This is a genomic window from Chromobacterium alkanivorans, from assembly GCF_016937655.1.
In the GTDB taxonomy this organism is placed as follows: domain Bacteria; phylum Pseudomonadota; class Gammaproteobacteria; order Burkholderiales; family Chromobacteriaceae; genus Chromobacterium; species Chromobacterium alkanivorans.
This window is the reverse complement of sequence record NZ_JAFHKL010000006.1, coordinates 254,244-270,988: the sequence shown is the minus strand read 5'-3', so window position 1 is coordinate 270,988 and position 16,745 is coordinate 254,244. Positions and strand designations below refer to the sequence as shown.

At 65.6% G+C, this 16,745-nt stretch carries 19 protein-coding genes; 14 read left to right on the top strand and 5 right to left on the bottom strand.

The features are described 5' to 3' along the window. Positions 1-17 precede the first annotated feature (17 nt). The 14 genes from JW897_RS12965 to JW897_RS12900 all read left to right on the top strand — a co-directional run bounded on the left by JW897_RS12965 (position 18) and on the right by JW897_RS12900 (position 12,985). The gene (locus JW897_RS12965) at positions 18-542 is read left to right on the top strand and encodes a KdsC family phosphatase (RefSeq protein WP_205466384.1); all 525 of its coding nucleotides are present in this window, start codon (positions 18-20) and stop codon (positions 540-542) included. Continuing rightward, positions 539-1,108, top strand: a complete 570-nt coding sequence (gene lptC / locus JW897_RS12960; RefSeq protein WP_205466383.1) for an LPS export ABC transporter periplasmic protein LptC — start codon at positions 539-541, stop codon at positions 1,106-1,108. The genes JW897_RS12965 and lptC overlap by 4 nt, the downstream gene beginning before the upstream one ends. Further along, on the top strand, positions 1,098-1,652 hold the full coding sequence (gene lptA, locus JW897_RS12955; RefSeq protein WP_048415093.1) for a lipopolysaccharide transport periplasmic protein LptA: 555 nt from the start codon (positions 1,098-1,100) through the stop codon (positions 1,650-1,652). Before lptC ends, lptA begins: the two co-directional genes overlap by 11 nt. Next, entirely contained in the window at positions 1,649-2,377 is a 729-nt protein-coding gene (gene lptB, locus JW897_RS12950) for an LPS export ABC transporter ATP-binding protein (RefSeq protein ID WP_048415094.1), read from the top strand. Before lptA ends, lptB begins: the two co-directional genes overlap by 4 nt. A 3-nt stretch (positions 2,378-2,380) precedes the next feature. Next, on the top strand, positions 2,381-3,805 hold the full coding sequence (locus JW897_RS12945; RefSeq protein WP_205466382.1) for an RNA polymerase factor sigma-54: 1,425 nt from the start codon (positions 2,381-2,383) through the stop codon (positions 3,803-3,805). Positions 3,806-3,872: 67 nt separating this feature from the next. Beyond that, a complete protein-coding gene (gene hpf, locus JW897_RS12940) occupies positions 3,873-4,187 on the top strand; it encodes a ribosome hibernation-promoting factor, HPF/YfiA family (protein ID WP_019104259.1) in 315 nt (104 codons plus the stop codon). A gap of 121 nt (positions 4,188-4,308) precedes the next feature. Further along, positions 4,309-4,770 carry a PTS IIA-like nitrogen regulatory protein PtsN gene (gene ptsN, locus JW897_RS12935; protein ID WP_043632481.1) on the top strand — a complete coding sequence of 154 codons (462 nt, stop codon included), beginning with the start codon at positions 4,309-4,311 and terminating at the stop codon, positions 4,768-4,770. Continuing rightward, positions 4,763-5,719 (top strand): HPr(Ser) kinase/phosphatase, encoded by a 957-nt coding sequence (gene hprK / locus JW897_RS12930; protein WP_019104261.1) that lies wholly within the window; start codon positions 4,763-4,765, stop codon positions 5,717-5,719. The genes ptsN and hprK overlap by 8 nt, the downstream gene beginning before the upstream one ends. Next, complete coding sequence (gene rapZ / locus JW897_RS12925) at positions 5,700-6,542, top strand: RNase adapter RapZ (protein WP_205466381.1); 843 nt, start codon at positions 5,700-5,702, stop codon at positions 6,540-6,542. Before hprK ends, rapZ begins: the two co-directional genes overlap by 20 nt. 36 nt (positions 6,543-6,578) lie before the next feature. Then, positions 6,579-7,202: a flavin prenyltransferase UbiX gene (locus tag JW897_RS12920; RefSeq protein WP_205466380.1), complete on the top strand. Its 624-nt coding sequence runs from the start codon at positions 6,579-6,581 to the stop codon at positions 7,200-7,202. A 45-nt stretch (positions 7,203-7,247) separates the two neighbouring features. Beyond that, positions 7,248-8,738, top strand: a complete 1,491-nt coding sequence (locus JW897_RS12915) for a bifunctional ADP-dependent NAD(P)H-hydrate dehydratase/NAD(P)H-hydrate epimerase (protein WP_048415098.1) — start codon at positions 7,248-7,250, stop codon at positions 8,736-8,738. A 115-nt stretch (positions 8,739-8,853) separates the two neighbouring features. Continuing rightward, positions 8,854-9,771 (top strand): DMT family transporter, encoded by a 918-nt coding sequence (locus JW897_RS12910; protein WP_156187911.1) that lies wholly within the window; start codon positions 8,854-8,856, stop codon positions 9,769-9,771. A 77-nt stretch (positions 9,772-9,848) separates the two neighbouring features. After that, complete coding sequence (locus tag JW897_RS12905; RefSeq protein ID WP_043591975.1) at positions 9,849-11,393, top strand: sensor histidine kinase; 1,545 nt, start codon at positions 9,849-9,851, stop codon at positions 11,391-11,393. Continuing rightward, positions 11,390-12,985, top strand: a complete 1,596-nt coding sequence (locus tag JW897_RS12900; RefSeq protein ID WP_048415100.1) for a DUF3369 domain-containing protein — start codon at positions 11,390-11,392, stop codon at positions 12,983-12,985. The genes JW897_RS12905 and JW897_RS12900 overlap by 4 nt, the downstream gene beginning before the upstream one ends. Positions 12,986-13,215: 230 nt before the next feature. Here JW897_RS12900 and trhA read toward each other — a convergent pair whose 3' ends face one another. From trhA to lpxK, 5 genes are all read right to left on the bottom strand, one after another. After that, the gene (gene trhA / locus JW897_RS12895; RefSeq protein WP_019100472.1) at positions 13,216-13,833 is read right to left on the bottom strand and encodes a PAQR family membrane homeostasis protein TrhA; all 618 of its coding nucleotides are present in this window, start codon (positions 13,831-13,833) and stop codon (positions 13,216-13,218) included. 216 nt (positions 13,834-14,049) lie between these two features. After that, positions 14,050-14,706, bottom strand: coding sequence for an adenylate kinase (adk, locus tag JW897_RS12890; protein WP_048412768.1), 657 nt, complete (start codon positions 14,704-14,706; stop codon positions 14,050-14,052). 70 nt (positions 14,707-14,776) lie between these two features. Further along, on the bottom strand, positions 14,777-15,550 hold the full coding sequence (gene kdsB, locus JW897_RS12885; RefSeq protein WP_205466379.1) for a 3-deoxy-manno-octulosonate cytidylyltransferase: 774 nt from the start codon (positions 15,548-15,550) through the stop codon (positions 14,777-14,779). Further along, positions 15,547-15,729 carry a Trm112 family protein gene (locus JW897_RS12880; RefSeq protein WP_205466378.1) on the bottom strand — a complete coding sequence of 61 codons (183 nt, stop codon included), beginning with the start codon at positions 15,727-15,729 and terminating at the stop codon, positions 15,547-15,549. The genes kdsB and JW897_RS12880 overlap by 4 nt, the downstream gene beginning before the upstream one ends. Then, a complete protein-coding gene (gene lpxK / locus JW897_RS12875) occupies positions 15,719-16,741 on the bottom strand; it encodes a tetraacyldisaccharide 4'-kinase (protein WP_205466377.1) in 1,023 nt (340 codons plus the stop codon). Before lpxK ends, JW897_RS12880 begins: the two co-directional genes overlap by 11 nt. Positions 16,742-16,745: the final 4 nt, after the last annotated feature.

Genomic DNA, 16,745 nt, shown 5'->3' with positions numbered 1-16,745 from the left:
CATTAGCAAGGACAAGCATGCAAAGCATTTTCGAGCAGGCCCGCAAGGTCAAGCTGCTGATCATGGACGTGGACGGCGTGATGACCGACGGCCGCATCTACTACAACGCCCACGGCGAAGAAAGCAAATCCTTCAATGTGCAGGACGGCCTGGGCCTGCACCTGCTGCGATCCACCGGGGTCCGGCTGGCCATCATCTCCGGCCGCGCCGACCGCTGCGTCGAGCACCGCGCCCAGGCGCTGCAGATCGACCACTACTACGGCGGCGTGCACGATAAGAAGCTGGCCCTGGCCGAGCTGCTGACATGCGCCGGCCTGAGCGCCGAAGAATGCGCCTTCATCGGCGACGACCTGATCGACCTGCCCATCCTCACCCGCGTCGGCCTGGCCGTCGCCGTGCCGGAAGCGCCTGCCCTGGTTCGCCAGCACGCCCACTACGTGACCGGCTGCTCAGGCGGCAAGGGCGCGGTGCGCGAGCTGGCCGAGCTGATCATGCAGGCCCAGGGCTCCTTCGATCAAATCCTGGCGGGATATCTGGCATGATCCGCCTGCTGCGTTCCCACCGGCTGTTCCCGCTGCTGCTGGTCGGCCTGACCGGCCTGTTGACCGTGTGGCTGGACCAGGTCTCGCGCTGGGACAGCAACCGCCGCGAACTGGACCCGGACAAGCCCGAGTACGTGGCCGAACACCTGATCGCCACCCGCTTCGACCCGCAAGGCAAGCTCTACGAACGGCTGATCGCCACGCGCATGTGGCAGTACCCGGGCAAGGACGACGCCTTCTTCGAAAACCCCGAGCTTTACCTATACCAGCAAGGCGCGCTGCAATATCAGTTGATCGGCGACGTCGGCCGTTACAACAACAAGACCCAGCAGGCCTATTTCGACAAGAAGGCGACCATGATCCAGCCCGCCGCCGCGGACAAGCCGGAAACCAAGGTCGTCACCAGCGCCATGCATGTCGACACCGCCAAGAAAATCGCCCGCTCCGCCGCGCCCACCGTGTTCTTTCAGGGCAAATCGCACGGCAACTCCGTGGGCTTCATCTACCAGCAACAGACAGGTTTGTTGAACCTGCTGTCTCACACCAAGATCATTTATGAAAAATAAGCTCCGTCTCCTGCTGGCCGGCCTGGCGCTGGCCGCCGCCTCCGTCGCCCACGCCGAACAGGCCGACCGCACCAAGCCGATGGAAATCACCAGCGACAACGGCTGCACCATGGACCAGATCAAGGGCGTGTCCACTTGCGAAGGCAATGTGGTGATCATCCAGGGCACCTTGCGCCTGAACGCCGACAAAGTCGTCGCCACCCAGGACAAGCAGGGCAACCAGACCCTGGTGGCCACCGGCCGCATCGTCACCTTCCGCCAGAAGATGGACGGCAAGAACGAATGGGTGGAAGGCCAGTCCAGCCGCCTCGATTACAGCAGCTCGGCCAACCTCGCGGTGCTGACCGGCAACGCCCGCGTCAAACGCGAAGGCGATCTGGTGGTGGGCAACGTAATCACCTACAACACCCAGAACGAAACCTATCAAGTGACCGGCGGCACCGCCACCGGCCCCAACAAGGGCCGCGTCACCGTGATCCTGCAGCCCAAGAACACCGCCTCCCAGCCGGCAGCGGCCAAACCCGCCAGCGGAGCCGCCAAATGACGCAAAGCGTGCTCAAGGTGGAGCGCCTGCGCAAGCGCTTCAAGAAACGCACCGTGGTCAAGGACGTGGCGCTTGAAATCGCCAGCGGCGAGGTGGTGGGCCTGCTCGGCCCCAACGGCGCCGGCAAGACCACCAGCTTCTACATGATCGTCGGCCTGATCGGCGCCGACGACGGCGAGATCCGTCTGGACGACCAGGTGATCACCCACTACCCCATCCACCAGCGCGCGCGCCTGGGCCTCGGCTACCTGCCGCAGGAAGCCTCCATCTTCCGCCGCATGACGGTGGAGGAGAACATCGCCGCCATCCTGGAAGTGTCCGGCCTCAAGGGCAAGGAACTGGAGAAGGAGCTGGAGCTGCTGCTGGACGACCTCAACATCGGCCACCTGCGCGACAGCAGCGCCTTGTCGCTGTCCGGCGGCGAACGCCGCCGCGTCGAGATCGCCCGCGTGCTGGCCACCCGGCCGCGCTTCATCCTGCTGGACGAACCCTTCGCCGGCGTCGACCCGATCGCGGTGATCGACATCCAGAAAATCATCTCCTTCCTGAAGGAGCGCGGCATCGGCGTGCTGATCACCGACCATAACGTGCGCGAAACCTTGCGCATCTGCGACCGCGCCTACATCATCAGCGAAGGCTCAGTGCTCGCCTCCGGCGAGCCGGAAGAACTGGTCAACAACGAGAAGGTGCGCGAAGTCTATCTTGGCGAACACTTCCACCTGTAAGCGATGAAACAGACCCTTCAGCTCAAGGTATCGCAGCAGCTGACCCTGACGCCGCAGCTGCAGCAATCGATCAAGCTGCTGCAGATGTCCACCCTCGACCTGCAGACCGAAGTCGAGCGCTTCCTGCTGGACAACCCCTTGCTGGAGCGCGGCGACGAAGCGCCGCAGGGCGAGGCGCCCGACGCCCCCGCCGGCCAGGAGCAGGACGCCGCCGCGGAAGCCCGCGACGAAGCCTCCGGCGACGACGGCGAGCGCGGCGCCGAGGCCGGCGAACTGAGCGACTGGGGCAGCGGCGGCCGCCGCGGCGACGGCGACGACGAGCTGGACCCGATGCTGAACGTGCCCTGTCCGATCAGCCTGCGCGAACACCTGCTGGCGCAACTGGGCGAAGTGGCGCTGCCGACGCGCGACCAGGCCATCGTGCAACTGCTGATCGAAGAACTGGACGACGACGGCTATCTGGGCCAGACGCTGGAAGACATCGCCAGCCACCTGCCGCTGGAGCTGGAAATCGAGGCCGACGAACTGATGATAGGCCTGCGCCTGCTGCAGCAGTTCGACCCGCCCGGCGTCGGCGCGCGTTCGCTGCCGGAGGCGCTGGCGCTGCAATTGCAGCGGCTGGACCCGGACGAGCCTCAGCGCGAGTTGGCGCTGGCCATCGTCCGCGACCACCTGGCCTTGCTGGGCAACCGCGACTACACCCGGCTGAAAAAGCAGCTGGGCGTCGACGACGCCGCGCTGCGCGCCGCCCAGGCGCTGATCGCCCGCCTCAACCCCCGCCCCACCGCCGGTTTCGGCGCCAGCGACACCCAGTACGTGATCCCCGACATCTCGGTCCGCAAACGCAAGGGGCGCTGGGTGGCGACCCTCAACGGCGGCGCGGTGCCGCGCTTGCGCGTCAACCAGATGTACGCGCGGCTGCTGGCGGAAAACCGCGGCGGCAACGGCGAAATGTCCTCGCGGCTGCAGGAGGCGAAATGGCTGGTGAAGAACATCCAGCAGCGATTTGACACTATCCTGAAAGTGGCGGAAGCTATCGTTGAACGGCAGCAATCGTTCTTTGAACACGGCGAAGTGGCCATGCGCCCGCTGATCCTGCGCGACATCGCGGACGAGCTGGGCCTGCATGAATCCACGGTTTCCCGGGTCACCACCCAGAAATACCTGCTCTGCCCGCGCGGCCTGTTCGAGCTCAAGTATTTCTTCGGCAGCGCGCTGGAAACCGACAGCGGCGGCGAGTGCTCCGCCACCGCGATCAAGGCCCACATCCGCAGCCTGATAGACGCCGAATCGCCGAGCAAGCCGCTGTCCGACAGCGCCCTGGTCGAAGCGCTGGCCAAACAGGGAATACAAGTTGCCAGACGCACGATAGCCAAGTATCGTGAAGCCATGCAGATACCGCCGGTCAACCAGCGCAAGACGCTGTGATCCGCGCGGCAGAATACAGCGATCCGGCCGACCCGACCGGACTGTCAACACCAGAAGGAGCTAGGGTATGAACCTCAAAGTAACTGGACTGCATCTGGAAGTAACTCCCGCCCTGCGCGAATACGTTGAAACCAAAATGGAGCGCGTTACTCGACATGTCGACCATGTGATCGACATTTCCGTTACTCTGTCTGTTGATAAACTGGTGCAAAAAGCTGAAGTCAACGTGCATCTGTCCGGCAAGGACATCCACGTGGAAGCCACCGAATCCGATATGTACGCCGCCATCGATCTGTTGATCGACAAGCTGGACCGCCAAGTGCTGAAACACAAGGAAAAGCAGTCTGAACACCGTGCTCCGGCCCCTGAAGCCAGCCTGTAATCCCTTGAATTGGAAGGCGGGGGCCTGCGGGTTCCCGCTTTTCTTTGCACTTGCCCGTTTTCAGTACTATCAAGGCAACGTAGAATTGCCGGGTTTTTCTCAGCCGCATGCATAATCCAATATGAACCTCATCGGCAAAATCCTGACTCCCGAACACGTGCTGCTGGATCTCGACGTCGCCAGCAAGAAACGCGTGTTCGAACAAGTCGGCCTCTTGGTTGAAAATACCCGGGGCATCGCGCGCAGCGAAATCTTCGATTGCCTGTTCGCCCGCGAAAAGCTCGGCTCCACCGGCCTTGGCCAGGGCGTGGCGATTCCGCACGGCCGCGCGCGCGGCCTGAAGGAGGCGATGGGCGTGTTCATCCGCCTGAAGACCCCCATTCCCTTCGACGCCCCAGACGGCAAGCCGGTGCAGTGCCTGTTCGTGCTCTTGGTGCCGGAACAGGCCACCGACCTGCACCTGCAAGTGCTGTCCGAGCTGGCGCAACTGTTCTCCAGCCGCCAGATGCGCGAGCAGATGCTGGGCATCTCCATCCGCGACGAGCTCTACCAGCTGCTCAATAATTGGGTGCCCAATGCCTAGCATCAGCGTCCGCCGGCTGTACCAGGAAAACCAGCAGAAGCTCAACCTGACCTGGGTCGCGGGCACCGGCGGCGCCGACAATATGATAGGCAACGACGAACAGCGCCCCACGCAGGCGCTGGTCGGCCACCTCAATTTCATCCACCCCAACCGGGTCCAGGTGCTGGGCCTCGCCGAGGTGGACTATCTGAACCGGCTGGAGCAGTCCGCCGCCAAGACCGCGCTGGACCAGCTGTTCCACAAGAGCATGTCGGTGGTGATGGTGGCCAACGACCAGCCGGTGCCCAAGCTGCTGCGCGACTACTGCCACACCCACAACGTCCCGCTGATGACCACCAAGCTGGAAAGCCCCTACCTGATGGATGTGCTGCGCATCTATCTGGCGCGGGCGCTGGCGGTGTCCACCGTGCTGCACGGCGTCTTCCTCGACGTATTCGAGATCGGCGTGCTGATCATGGGCGATTCGGCGATGGGCAAGAGCGAATTGGCGCTGGAACTGATTTCCCGCGGCCACGGCATGGTGGCCGACGATGCGGTGGAACTGTACCGCATCGGCCCGGACACGCTGGAAGGCCGCTGTCCGCCGCTGCTGCGCGACTTCCTGGAAGTGCGCGGCCTGGGCATCCTCAACATCCGCACCATCTTCGGCGAAACCGCGGTGCGGCCGAAGAAGGTGCTGCGGCTGATCATCCACCTGGTCAAGGCCAACGACCAGGCGATGCAGGCGCTGGACCGGCTCAACATCCAGTCCGAGACCCAGGACATCATCGGCGTCACCATCCGCAAGGTGGTGCTGCCGGTGGCCGCCGGCCGCAACCTGGCGGTGCTGGTGGAGGCCGCGGTGCGCAACTACATCCTGCAGCTGCGCGGCATCGACAGCACGCGCGAATTCATCGAACGCCACACCAACTTCCTCAGAGACCAGGAAAATGCGCCTGATATTGATTAGCGGCCTGTCCGGTTCCGGCAAGTCGGTGGCGCTGCGCGCGCTGGAAGACGCCGGCTTCTACTGCGTGGACAATCTGCCGGCCACCATGCTGCACGAGGCGATGTCGCTGTACGCCGACTACGGCTACGAACAGATCGCCATCAGCGTAGACACCCGTTCCGGCCCGTCGCTGGGCGCCTTGCCGGCGGAAATGGAAAAACTGCGGGCCCAGCAGGTGGACGTGCGCCTGCTGTTCCTGGAGGCCACGCCCGCCACCCTGGTCAAGCGCTTCTCCGAAACCCGCCGCCGCCACCCGCTGTCCGGCGCCGACGTCACGGTGGAGGAAAGCATTCTGCTGGAACAGGAAATGCTGGCCGAGATCATGGAGCTGGGCACCCGCATCGACACCAGCGAGCTGTCCGCCAACGCGCTGCGCAGCTGGGTGCGCGAACTGGTGGACGCCGACAGCAGCCGGCTGACCCTGATCTTCGAATCCTTCGGCTTCAAACACGGCCTGCCGCGGGACGCCGACTTCGTGTTCGACGTCCGCTGCCTGCCCAATCCCTATTACGACCCGCAACTGCGCCCGTTCACCGGCCGCGACCAGCCCATCATCGACTTCTTCCAGCAAACGCCGGAAGTGCAGCAGATGGTGGACGACATCCAGCAGCTGGTCAGCAAATGGCTGCCCAGTTTCAGCATGGAAAACCGCAGCTATCTGACCGTCGCCGTCGGCTGCACCGGCGGCCAGCACCGCTCGGTCTACATCACGGAACGGCTTGCCCGCCTGTTCGCCGCCGAACAGGTGCTGGTGCGCCATCGCCAGCTTTACCGCCAGAACTGAACGCGTTCGGGCCGCCCCCGCCTACAGGAAACATTCATGCGCCCGATCCAAACCGTCACCGTCGCCCTGACCGGCGCCTCCGGCCTGCCCTACGGCCTGCGGCTGATCGATTGCCTGATCGCCGCCGGCGTCCGCGTCTGGGTGCTGTACTCGCAGGCCGCGCAAGTGGTGGCCAAACAGGAAATGGACCTGACCCTGCCCTCGCGCCCGGCCGAAGCCCGGCAATGGCTGACGCAACGCAGCGGCGCGCGCGACGGCCAGCTGGCGGTGTTCGGCCGCGAAGAATGGTTCGCGCCGGTGGCCTCCGGCTCCAACCCGGCCGACGCCATGGTGGTCTGCCCGTGCTCGATGGGCACGCTGGCCGCCATCGCCCAGGGCAGCAGCGACAATCTGATAGAGCGCGCCGCCGACGTCAGCATCAAGGAACAGCGCAAGCTGGTGCTGGTGCCGCGCGAAGCGCCGTTCTCCGCCATCCACCTGGAAAACATGCTCAAACTGGCCCGTCTCGGCGTTGTCATCCTGCCGCCGTCTCCGGGGTTCTATACTCATCCCAAGACCGTGGACGACATGATCGACTTCGTGGTGGCGCGAATTCTGGATCAGCTCCGCGTCGACAATCAATTGACGCCGCGCTGGGGCGAACCCGCCGCGGCGTCCTAGCCAGCCGCCGCGCCGCTTGCGGCCCGGTCAAAGAGGAACCTTGGGATGCCGACACAAGACCAAAGCATTCTCAGCCTGGACGCCTTGCGCCAACTGGAGCGCCAAGCCACCGACGCCGGCTACAACCTGATGCAGCGCGCTGCGATGGCCACCGCCGACTGGGTCAGCCACCATCTGCCCAGCGCGTCCCGGCTGCTGATCTGCGCCGGCCCCGGCAACAACGGCGGCGACGCCTTGTACGCGGCGCTGGAGCTGATGCGCCGCCGCTTCCGCGTCGACGTGCTGGTGCCCACCCAGCCCACCAGCCCGGCCACCTCGGAAGCGCTGCGTGAGCTGGAACAGGCGCAAGGCCATGTGATGTTCGATCTGCCGCGCGACTACCGCGCGCCGCAGCTGATCATCGACGGCCTGTTCGGCGTCGGCCTGAGCCGGGACTTCGATCTGGAATGGACCACGCTGATAGACCGCATCAACCAGCTGGGCGGCCCCATCCTCGCCTTGGATTGCCCCAGCGGCCTGGACGCCTATACCGGCGTGCCGGCCAACACCGCGATCCAGGCCAGCCACACCCTGACCTTTCTGTGCCAGAAACCCGGCCTGTTCAGCGCCTCCGGCGCCGATCTGGCCGGCAACGTGGAGCTGGAACTGCTGGACTGCCCGCCCAGGCTGATCCCGGCGGCGGACGGCAGCATCAACCAGCCCGACGTCCGCGCGCTGCTGCGGCCGCGCAACAGCCACAAGGGCTTGTTCGGCACCGTCTGCGTGATAGGCGGCGCGCCCGGCATGCTGGGCGCGGCGCTGCTGGCCGGGCGCAGCGCGCTGGCCTGCGGCGCCGGCAAAGTCCATGTCTGCCCGCTGGACGACCGGCTGCCGGTGGACCCGGTGGTGCCGGAGCTGATGATACACGCGCTGGACGACATCGCCGGCCTGCCCGACGCCGACGTGCTCGCCGTCGGCCCCGGCCTCGGCCAGCAAGAACGGGCCGGCCTCCTGCTGGACCAGCTCATTCTGCAACCACAGGCGCTGGTGCTGGACGCCGACGCGCTCAACCTGCTGGCCAACGACCACGCCGCCGCCGCGCTGATCGCCAAACGCCAGGCCGGCACCGTGCTGACCCCGCACCCGGCGGAAGCCGCGCGCCTGCTGGGGCAAAGTACCGAGACGGTGCAGAAGGACAGACTGCTGGCCGCGCGCCGGCTGGCCAACCACTTCAACTGCGTGGTGGTGCTCAAGGGCGCCGGCAGCCTGATCGTCGGCCCGGACGGCTTCTACCACCTGAACACCAGCGGCGGCCCGGCGCTGGCGGTGGCCGGCCAGGGCGATGTGCTGACCGGCATCATCGCCGCGCTGCTGGCCCAGCGCATGGAGCCCTTCGAAGCCGCCAGCCTGGCGGTGCACATCCACGGCCTGGCCGGCGACGACTTCGAAATGGAAACCGGCGGCCCCATCGGCCTGTCCGCCTCCGACACCGCCTGGCGCGCCAGCCTGATGCTGAACCGGCTGATTCAGGAGCGCGCTCAGGAGCAGGCGACTTAGAACCCAACCCCAGCAAGCCCCCGGTGAAAATCCATTTGCATTAGAATGGCTCATCGGCGCGCGGGCCGGCGGCATGGCCGTCCCGCGGCCCCTCATCCGTCACCTGGGGATTACCTTGCAGTCACAATCTAAAGCTTACGCCTACGGACTCGCCGCCGTTCTGGCCTGGTCCACGGTGGCCAGCGCCTTCAAAATCAGCCTCGCCCACCTCAGCCCGGCCCAACTCGTGCTCTACGCCAGCGCCGCCTCCCTGCTCTGCCTGCTGGGGCTGCTGGCGGCGCAGGGCCGGCTGCCCGAACTCGCGCCGGCCCTGCGCCGCCATTGGCGCGCCTCGCTGGTCTTCGGCGCGGTCAACCCGGCGCTGTACTACCTGATCCTGTTCCAGGCCTACGCGCTGCTGCCGGCGCAGGAAGCCCAGGCCATCAACTACACCTGGGCGCTGACCATGAGCCTGCTGGCGGTGCCGCTGCTCAAGCAGAAACTGCAGCGCCGCGACATCGCCGCCGCGCTGGTCTGCTATCTGGGCGTGCTGGTGATAGGCACCCGCGGCCAGGTGCTGGAACTGCGCTTTTCCGACAGCCTGGGCGTGGCGCTGGCGCTGGCCTCCACGCTGCTGTGGGCCGGATACTGGATCTTCAACGCCCGCGACGCGCGCGAGCCGGTGATAGGCCTGACGCTCAATTTCGCCTTCTCGCTGCCGCTGAGCCTGGCCTGGTGCGCCTATACCGGGCAGCTGGGCCCGGTCGCCTGGCAGGGCCTGGCCGGCGCCGCCTACGTCGGCGCCTTCGAGATGGGCTTCACCTTCGTCTTGTGGCTGACGGCGATGAAGTTGACGCCCAGCACCGCCCGCATCGCCAACCTGATTTTCCTGTCGCCGCTGCTGTCGCTGGCGCTGATCCACTTCCTGATCGGCGAAGCCATCCTGCCCTCCACCCTGGTCGGCCTGGGCCTGATCCTCGGCGGGCTGGCGCTGCAGAAGCTGGCCCCGCGCGCCAAGCCCGCCGCGGCGCTGAGCGCCGACGGAGGCGGCTAGCTCCGCGCGCATCCGGATTTGGTATTCGCGCCAGAACTGCCTAGGATTCAGTGTGGGCACTTGGAACTGTGAACATAATGAAAAGCATAAAAACCAAATTGATGTTCTGGTTGATGGCCTGGATCACCGCCATTCTGGGGACGACGGGCCTGTTTTCCTATCTGCACAACCAAGAACGCAATGAGGCCGATTACCAATCCCAACGCGCCGCGGTCAAAGCCCGCCTGGCGATGTCGCTGCCGCACAGCGTCTGGCAGCTGGACGACGAAAACGTCAGGCTGACGCTGGACAGCGAGCTGAGCTGGCCGTCCATCATCGCCATCAGCGTCAAGGGGGAGTCCGGGCTCAGCCTGGGCCGCAGCCACGACACCGACGGCAGCATCCGCGACATGCCGCCGTCGGAAGAGCCGCGTTCCGACGACATGCTGAACATCCCCATCATCTACCAGGGCAAGGAGCATCTGGGCAACGCCACCGTCTACCTGTCGCGCCAGGCGCTGGCCAAGCATCAGCGCGACCAGCTGATCGAACTGTCCGCCCAGATCCTGCTGCTGGACGTGATGATCTTCATGATCATGTCCTTCAATCTGCAGCGCTTCCTGTTCCAGCCGCTGGCGCGGCTGCAGCAGGCGCTGAACACCGCCATCCGCGCGCCGGACGCCAGCGGCGCCCAAGTCACCCACGTGGCCGACGACGAGATCGGCGGCATCGTCAACGGCTTCAACCGCATCGTGGCGCGCACCGCCGGCGACCTGGCCAAGCGCACCGAGGCCGAAGCCGTGGCCCGCGCCGAACGCGACCGCGCCGAAGAGGCCTACCGCCAGTTGATGGAGGCGCAGCAAACCCTGGTGGAAACCGAGAAGATGGCCTCGCTGGGCAGCCTGGTGGCCGGCGTGGCGCACGAGATCAACACCCCGGTGGGCATCACCCTGACCACGGCATCGCACCTGGGCACCGCCACCAGCCACATCATCGAGAAAGTGGACGGCGGCACCGTCAAGAAAAGCGACTTCCAGGCTTACCTCGACACCGCCAAGGAATGCAGCGACCTGATCCTGTCCAACGCCGAGCGCGCGGCCAATCTGATCCACAGCTTCAAGCAGGTGGCGGTGGACCAGACCAGCGAAGCGCGGCGCAGCTTCCAGCTGCAGGATTATCTGAACGAAGTGATCACCAGCCTGAAGCCGCGCTTCAAGCACGCCAACACCACCATCAGCGTGCAGTGCGAGGAAGACATCCTGCTGGACAGCTATCCGGGCTCCTTCGCCCAGGTGGTCACCAATCTGATGGTCAACTCCCTGGTGCACGGCTTCGAAAACCGCAGCAGCGGCAAAATCCTGATCGAAGCCCGGCGCAACAACCCGCATTACATCACGCTGACGCTCAGCGACGACGGCAAGGGCATTCCGCCGGAAAACCTGAGCCGGGTGTTCGACCCCTTCTTCACCACCCGCCGCGGCAGCGGCGGCAGCGGCCTCGGGCTCAACATCGTCTACAACATCGTGCGGCAACGCTTGGGCGGGTCGATCGAGGTGCACAGCGAAGTGAACAAAGGCACCACCTTCACCATCACCATGCCCTGCTCCGCCCCGGTCAATCAGAGCAAGGAGAACATAGCATGAGCGACACCACCAACCAGGAAGAAGACTGGCTGCTGGACGATGACGCTCCGTCTGCGGCTTCTCCCGCGGCCGGCGCAGGCGACGGCCGCCATCCGTGGAAAATCCTGATCGTCGACGACGAAAAGGACGTGCACACCGCCACCCGCATCGCGCTGCGCAACATCCGCTACAAGGAGCGTCCGCTGGAGCTGCTCAGCGCCCATTCCGGCAAGGAAGCCTACGAAGTGGTGCGCCAGCACCCGGACATCGCGCTGATCATGCTGGACGTGGTGATGGAAAGCGAGGACGCCGGCCTGAAGCTGGTGCACCAGATCCGCCAGGACTTGAAGAACGGCCTGGTGCGCATCGTGCTGCGCACCGGCCAGCCCGGACAGGCGCCCGAGCAGGAAGTCATCCTCAACTACGACATCAACGACTACAAGACCAAGACCGAGCTGACGGTGCAAAAGCTGTTCACCACCATCATCTCCTCCTTGCGCGCCTACGAAAACCTGCTGTCGCTGGAAAAGAACCGCCAGGGCCTGTCCAAGATCCTGGAAAGCGCTTCCGATCTGTATCAGCTGTACTCGCTGCGCGAGTTCGCCTCCGGCGTGCTGCGCCAGATCAGCGCGCTGCTGGACATCGGCAGCGACGGCATCCTCTGCGTGCGCAACGACAACAGCAACGGCCGGCCGGAACTGGAAATCCTGGCCGCCTCCGGCAACTACGAATCGCTGGGTCAAAGCGGCGACCTGACCCCCTTCCCCGAGCTGGAGCAAGTGATCCTGCGCTCCTTCGCCGAGAAGCGCAGCATCTACCAACACCCTTACGACGTGCTCTACATCACCTCGCGCAACGGCCGCGAATTCATCATCCACTTCACCCCGCAATGGCCGCTGGAGGAAGTGGAGCGCGATCTGCTCGACGTGTTCTGCCAACGCATCTCCGCCGCCTACGACAACCTCTACCTCTACAGCCAGCTGCGCAGCGCGCAGGAGGCCACGGTGGTGGCGCTGGCGGATCTGGCGGAATTCCGCGACACCGACACCGGCAACCACGTGTTGCGCGTGCAACGGCTGACCGACGCCATCGCCGGCCAGATGCGCGACAACGGCGCCTATCCGGAGCTGATGGGCAAGGAATTCATGGACATGGTGGGCATGGCCAGCATCCTGCACGACGTGGGCAAGGTGGGCACTCCGGACCACATCCTGTTCAAGCCGGGCAAGCTGGACCCGGACGAGCGGGTGATCATGGAACAGCACGCCACCATAGGCGCGCAGATACTGGCCAGATCGGCCAGCATGGTGGAAGGCATGAGTTATTTGTCGCTGGGCTCGGAAATCGCCGGCGGCCACCACGAGCACTTCGACGGCAACGGCTATCCCAGGAAGCAGAAGGGACAGGAGATTCCGCTGTCGGCGCGCATCGTCGCGGTGGTGGACGTGTTCGACGCCCTGCTCAACAAGCGGCCCTACAAGGAGCCGTGGACGCTGCACGACACCATGGACTATATCTCCGGCCGCGCCGGCAGCCAGTTCGACCCGGAAGTGGTGCGCGCGCTGGAAACCCTGGTCAAGGAACGCAAGCTGCAGGACTTGCCGGACGAATGAACGCCGCGGAAGCGGAGCCGGCAGCAAACAGGGCGAAACCAGCGGACTTCAAGCCGGTTTCGCCCTTCTTCCCGCGCGCCGTCCTGCTCCGCCTCTCAGAGCCTGTTCAAAGTCTCGCGAGCTAGAGCGGGACAAGGCGAAAACCGCTGAGAAAGCGGAACCTGCGGATGATAGGTGACCGCGCTCTCCGCGCCGCGTCTGACGCAGAGCAGCGGACTTTGCGCAGCGTCTCAGGCCACGTAGAACAAGACGCTGACAAACTGGCAGACGCTGCCGCCCAGCACGAACAGATGCCAGATGCCGTGGCCGTGGCGGATTTTCTCGTCGTTGAGAAACCAATAGATGCCGACGCTGTACAGAATCCCGCCCAAGGCCAGCCAGAACAGGCCGCCGCTGGGCAAGGACTCGATCAAGGGCGGCAAGGCCACCAGCACCAGCCAGCCCATCACCACGTAGAGAATCATCGACAGCAGCCGGGTGCGCCGTCCCAGCGTCAGCTCCTGAATGATGCCGAACACGGCCAGGCCCCAGCTGACGCCGAACAGGCTCCAGCCCCAGGCGCCGCGCAGGGTCACCAGCGCGAACGGCGTGTAGCTGCCGGCGATCAGCAGGTAGATCGCCGAATGGTCGCACTTCTGCAGCACCGCCTTGGCGCGGCCGCGAAAGCTGTGGTACAGCGTGGAGATCAGATACAGGGCCACCAGCGTGGCGCCGTACAGGCTGAAGCTGACCACCTTCCAGGGGTCGCCCTCGCGCGCGGCCATGGTCACCAGCACCACCAGGCCGGTAATGGCCAGCAAGGTGCCGATCAAATGGGAAATCCCGTTGAAACGTTCCCCGTGATACATAGGTATTATCCTTGCGCCGGCATCGCTCCGGCTTGACGTGCAAAAACTTTTGGAGCCGCTAGCGGGCTCCGGGTTCAATTGTCCGCCTGTTGCCGCCGGCGCGCCAGCCCTTTCTCGACGCGCCAAAACAAAAGCGGGCCGCAGGCCCGCTTTTGCTTACACGGCGAATCCGGCGCCTGTCGACGATCGCTCAGCGGATCGCCAACCGGCCGCGGCTCAGACGCCCAGCGCCTTCAGCACCTCGTCGCGCACGGTTTCCACCGCGCGGGTGCCGTCGATCTTGATGTATTTCGGCGCCTTGGCGTCGCCGCTGGCGGCGCGCTCACCGTAGAAGCCCACCAGCACCGCGGTCTGTTCGTGGTAAACCGCCAGACGCTTCTTCACGGTTTCTTCCCGGTCGTCGTCGCGCTGGACCAGCTCTTCGCCGCTCACATCGTCCTTGCCGGCCACTTTCGGCGGGTTGAAGCTGATGTGGTAGGTGCGGCCGGAGGCCAGGTGCACGCGGCGGCCGGCCATGCGCTCGACGATGGCCGCGTCCGGCACGTCGATCTCCACCACGTAGTCGATGTCCACGCCGGCTGCGATCATAGCCTCGGCTTGCGGGATCGTGCGCGGGAAGCCGTCGAACAGGAAACCGTTGGCGCAATCCGCGTCGGCGATGCGCTCCTTGACCAGGCCGATGATGATGTCGTCGCGCACCAGGCCGCCGGCGTCCATGATCGCCTTGGCTTCCAGGCCCAGCGGCGTGCCGGCCTTGACCGCGGCGCGCAGCATGTCGCCGGTGGAGATTTGCGGGATGCCGAATTTTTCCTTGATGAAATTGGCCTGGGTGCCTTTGCCGGCGCCAGGCGCCCCCAACAGGATCAGTCGCATGAAGATCGCTCCGTCAATTTGAATAAGATGATTTGATATCGAAATCCGGGCCGCGCCGACGCGGCCCGGCTTATGGCTTCCGTCCGTCGCCCAGCAAGCGGCGCACCCGCTCCAGATCCTCCGGCGTGTCCACGCCGGCCGGCGGCGCGGACTCGACCACGGCCACCTTGATGGCGAAGCCGTGCCACAGCACCCGCAACTGCTCCAGCGCTTCGAAACGCTCCAGCGGCGCCGGATCCAAACGGTTATAGGTCTTCAGAAAACCCGCCTGATAGGCGTACATGCCGATATGCCGCAGCACCGGTAGGTCCGCGGGCAGCGCGCTCGCATCCTGTGCGAAGGCGTCGCGGGCATAGGGAATCGGCGCGCGGCTGAAATACAGCGCGCGGCCGGCGTGGTCCAGCACCGCCTTGACCACATTGGGATTGAACATGTCGGCGGCGTCGCGGAACGGATGCGCCAAGGTCGCCACCGGCGCGTCGCCGGCGGCCAGCAGCGCCGCCAGCCGGTCGATCAAGGCCGGATCGATCAAGGGCTCGTCGCCCTGGACATTGACCACGATCTCATCGTCGGCCAGGTTCAGCGCCTGCGCCACTTCGGCCAGCCGGTCAGTGCCGCTGGCGTGGTCGGCGCGCGTCATCAGCGCCTCGATGCCGTACGCGCGGCAGGCGGACAGCACATCCTCGTGGTCGGTGGCCACGATCACCCGGCTCGCGCCGCTTTTGGCCGCCTGCGCGGCGACCCGCGCCACCATGGGCAGGCCGGCGATGTCGGCCAGCGGCTTGCCCGGCAAGCGGCTGGACGCCAGGCGCGCCGGGATCACCACGCAAAAGCCGCGGCTCATTTTATCTCTTCTTCCGGCGCCAGCTCGCGGGCCTCGGCTTCCAGCATCATCGGGATGCCGTCCTTGATCGGGTAAGCCAGCCGATCGCCCTTGCAGACCAGTTCCTGCTTGGCCTTGTCGAAAACCAGCGGGCCCTTGCACAGCGGGCACACCAGGATGTCCAAGAATTTAGAGTCCATGTTTTATCTTCAGTCGATCCAGAATCCAAGCGCTCAGATCAGGCTCCAACTCCGCCTGAACCGGCAAAACCCATAGTCTAGCACGCTGCGCTGCATCATGAATCACCCGCCGCAGCTTGACCGCGTCCTTGCTGGTGACGATCACCGCGTCCACGTCGGCCGGCAGGTCGGCGGCCTCGAATTGATGATGGTCGGGCCAGGCCAGGCACAGCTCCGGCCGCAGGCCCAAGCCGGCCAGCGTGTCGAAAAAGCGCTGCGGATGGCCGATGCCGGCCATCGCCGCCAGCCGCAAACCGGCAAAATCCGCCGCCGCCCGCGTCTCCTCGGGCGCATCCAGCCGTTGCAAAGCGGCCGGGCGCAAGCGCATGGCGAAGCGCCGCGGCCCGGCCGGCAAGACCAGGCCGGCGGCGTCGCCGCCATTGACCACCACCGCGCCCGCCGCAGCCAACCGCGACCACGGCTCGCGCAAGGGACCGGCCGGCAGCAGATGGCCGTTGCCGCCGCCGCGCGCGCCATCCAGCACCACGATCTCCAGATCGCGGCTCAGCCGATAATGCTGCAGCCCGTCGTCGGTCAGAATCAGTTGCACATCAGGGTGCAGCGCCAGCAGATGGCGGCCGGCGGCGACGCGGTCGCGGCCCACCACCACCTGCGCGCCGCTGGCGGCCAGCAACAGCGGCTCGTCGCCCACCTCCTCCGGCGCGCTGTCCGGCCGCACCAGCGTGGGCTGGCGGTGGCTGCCGCCGTAGCCGCGGCTGATCACGCCTGCCTTGACGCCGCCTTGTTGCAGTTCGCGCAACAGGCTCAGCGTCAACGGCGTCTTGCCGACGCCGCCGACATTAATGTTGCCGATCACCACCACCGGCGCGGCCAGGCGCTCGGCGCGCAGCCAGCCGCGGCGATAGCCTAGCCGCCTGGCCGCCGCCAACAGGGCAAACAGCCCTTCCAGCGGAGCCAGAAGGGCTGTCAGCCACCAGCGCGGCCGATACCAGTGCCGTTCAATCCAATGCATGCGG

Excerpts from the sequence above, each read along its gene's own strand:
- rapZ (WP_205466381.1), top strand. The coding sequence starts at position 5,700 with ATGCGCCTGATATTGATTAGCGGCCTGTCCGGTTCCGGCAAGTCGGTG.
- lptC (WP_205466383.1), top strand. The coding sequence starts at position 539 with ATGATCCGCCTGCTGCGTTCCCACCGGCTGTTCCCGCTGCTGCTGGTC.
- JW897_RS12905 (WP_043591975.1), top strand. The coding sequence starts at position 9,849 with ATGAAAAGCATAAAAACCAAATTGATGTTCTGGTTGATGGCCTGGATC.
- JW897_RS12915 (WP_048415098.1), top strand. The coding sequence starts at position 7,248 with ATGCCGACACAAGACCAAAGCATTCTCAGCCTGGACGCCTTGCGCCAA.
- hpf (WP_019104259.1), top strand. The coding sequence starts at position 3,873 with ATGAACCTCAAAGTAACTGGACTGCATCTGGAAGTAACTCCCGCCCTG.
- lptA (WP_048415093.1), top strand. The coding sequence starts at position 1,098 with ATGAAAAATAAGCTCCGTCTCCTGCTGGCCGGCCTGGCGCTGGCCGCC.
- JW897_RS12920 (WP_205466380.1), top strand. The coding sequence starts at position 6,579 with ATGCGCCCGATCCAAACCGTCACCGTCGCCCTGACCGGCGCCTCCGGC.
- adk (WP_048412768.1), bottom strand. The coding sequence starts at position 14,706 with ATGCGACTGATCCTGTTGGGGGCGCCTGGCGCCGGCAAAGGCACCCAG.
- lptB (WP_048415094.1), top strand. The coding sequence starts at position 1,649 with ATGACGCAAAGCGTGCTCAAGGTGGAGCGCCTGCGCAAGCGCTTCAAG.
- kdsB (WP_205466379.1), bottom strand. The coding sequence starts at position 15,550 with ATGAGCCGCGGCTTTTGCGTGGTGATCCCGGCGCGCCTGGCGTCCAGC.
- lpxK (WP_205466377.1), bottom strand. The coding sequence starts at position 16,741 with ATGCATTGGATTGAACGGCACTGGTATCGGCCGCGCTGGTGGCTGACA.
- JW897_RS12900 (WP_048415100.1), top strand. The coding sequence starts at position 11,390 with ATGAGCGACACCACCAACCAGGAAGAAGACTGGCTGCTGGACGATGAC.
- trhA (WP_019100472.1), bottom strand. The coding sequence starts at position 13,833 with ATGTATCACGGGGAACGTTTCAACGGGATTTCCCATTTGATCGGCACC.
- JW897_RS12880 (WP_205466378.1), bottom strand. The coding sequence starts at position 15,729 with ATGGACTCTAAATTCTTGGACATCCTGGTGTGCCCGCTGTGCAAGGGC.
- ptsN (WP_043632481.1), top strand. The coding sequence starts at position 4,309 with ATGAACCTCATCGGCAAAATCCTGACTCCCGAACACGTGCTGCTGGAT.
- JW897_RS12965 (WP_205466384.1), top strand. The coding sequence starts at position 18 with ATGCAAAGCATTTTCGAGCAGGCCCGCAAGGTCAAGCTGCTGATCATG.
- JW897_RS12945 (WP_205466382.1), top strand. The coding sequence starts at position 2,381 with ATGAAACAGACCCTTCAGCTCAAGGTATCGCAGCAGCTGACCCTGACG.
- hprK (WP_019104261.1), top strand. The coding sequence starts at position 4,763 with ATGCCTAGCATCAGCGTCCGCCGGCTGTACCAGGAAAACCAGCAGAAG.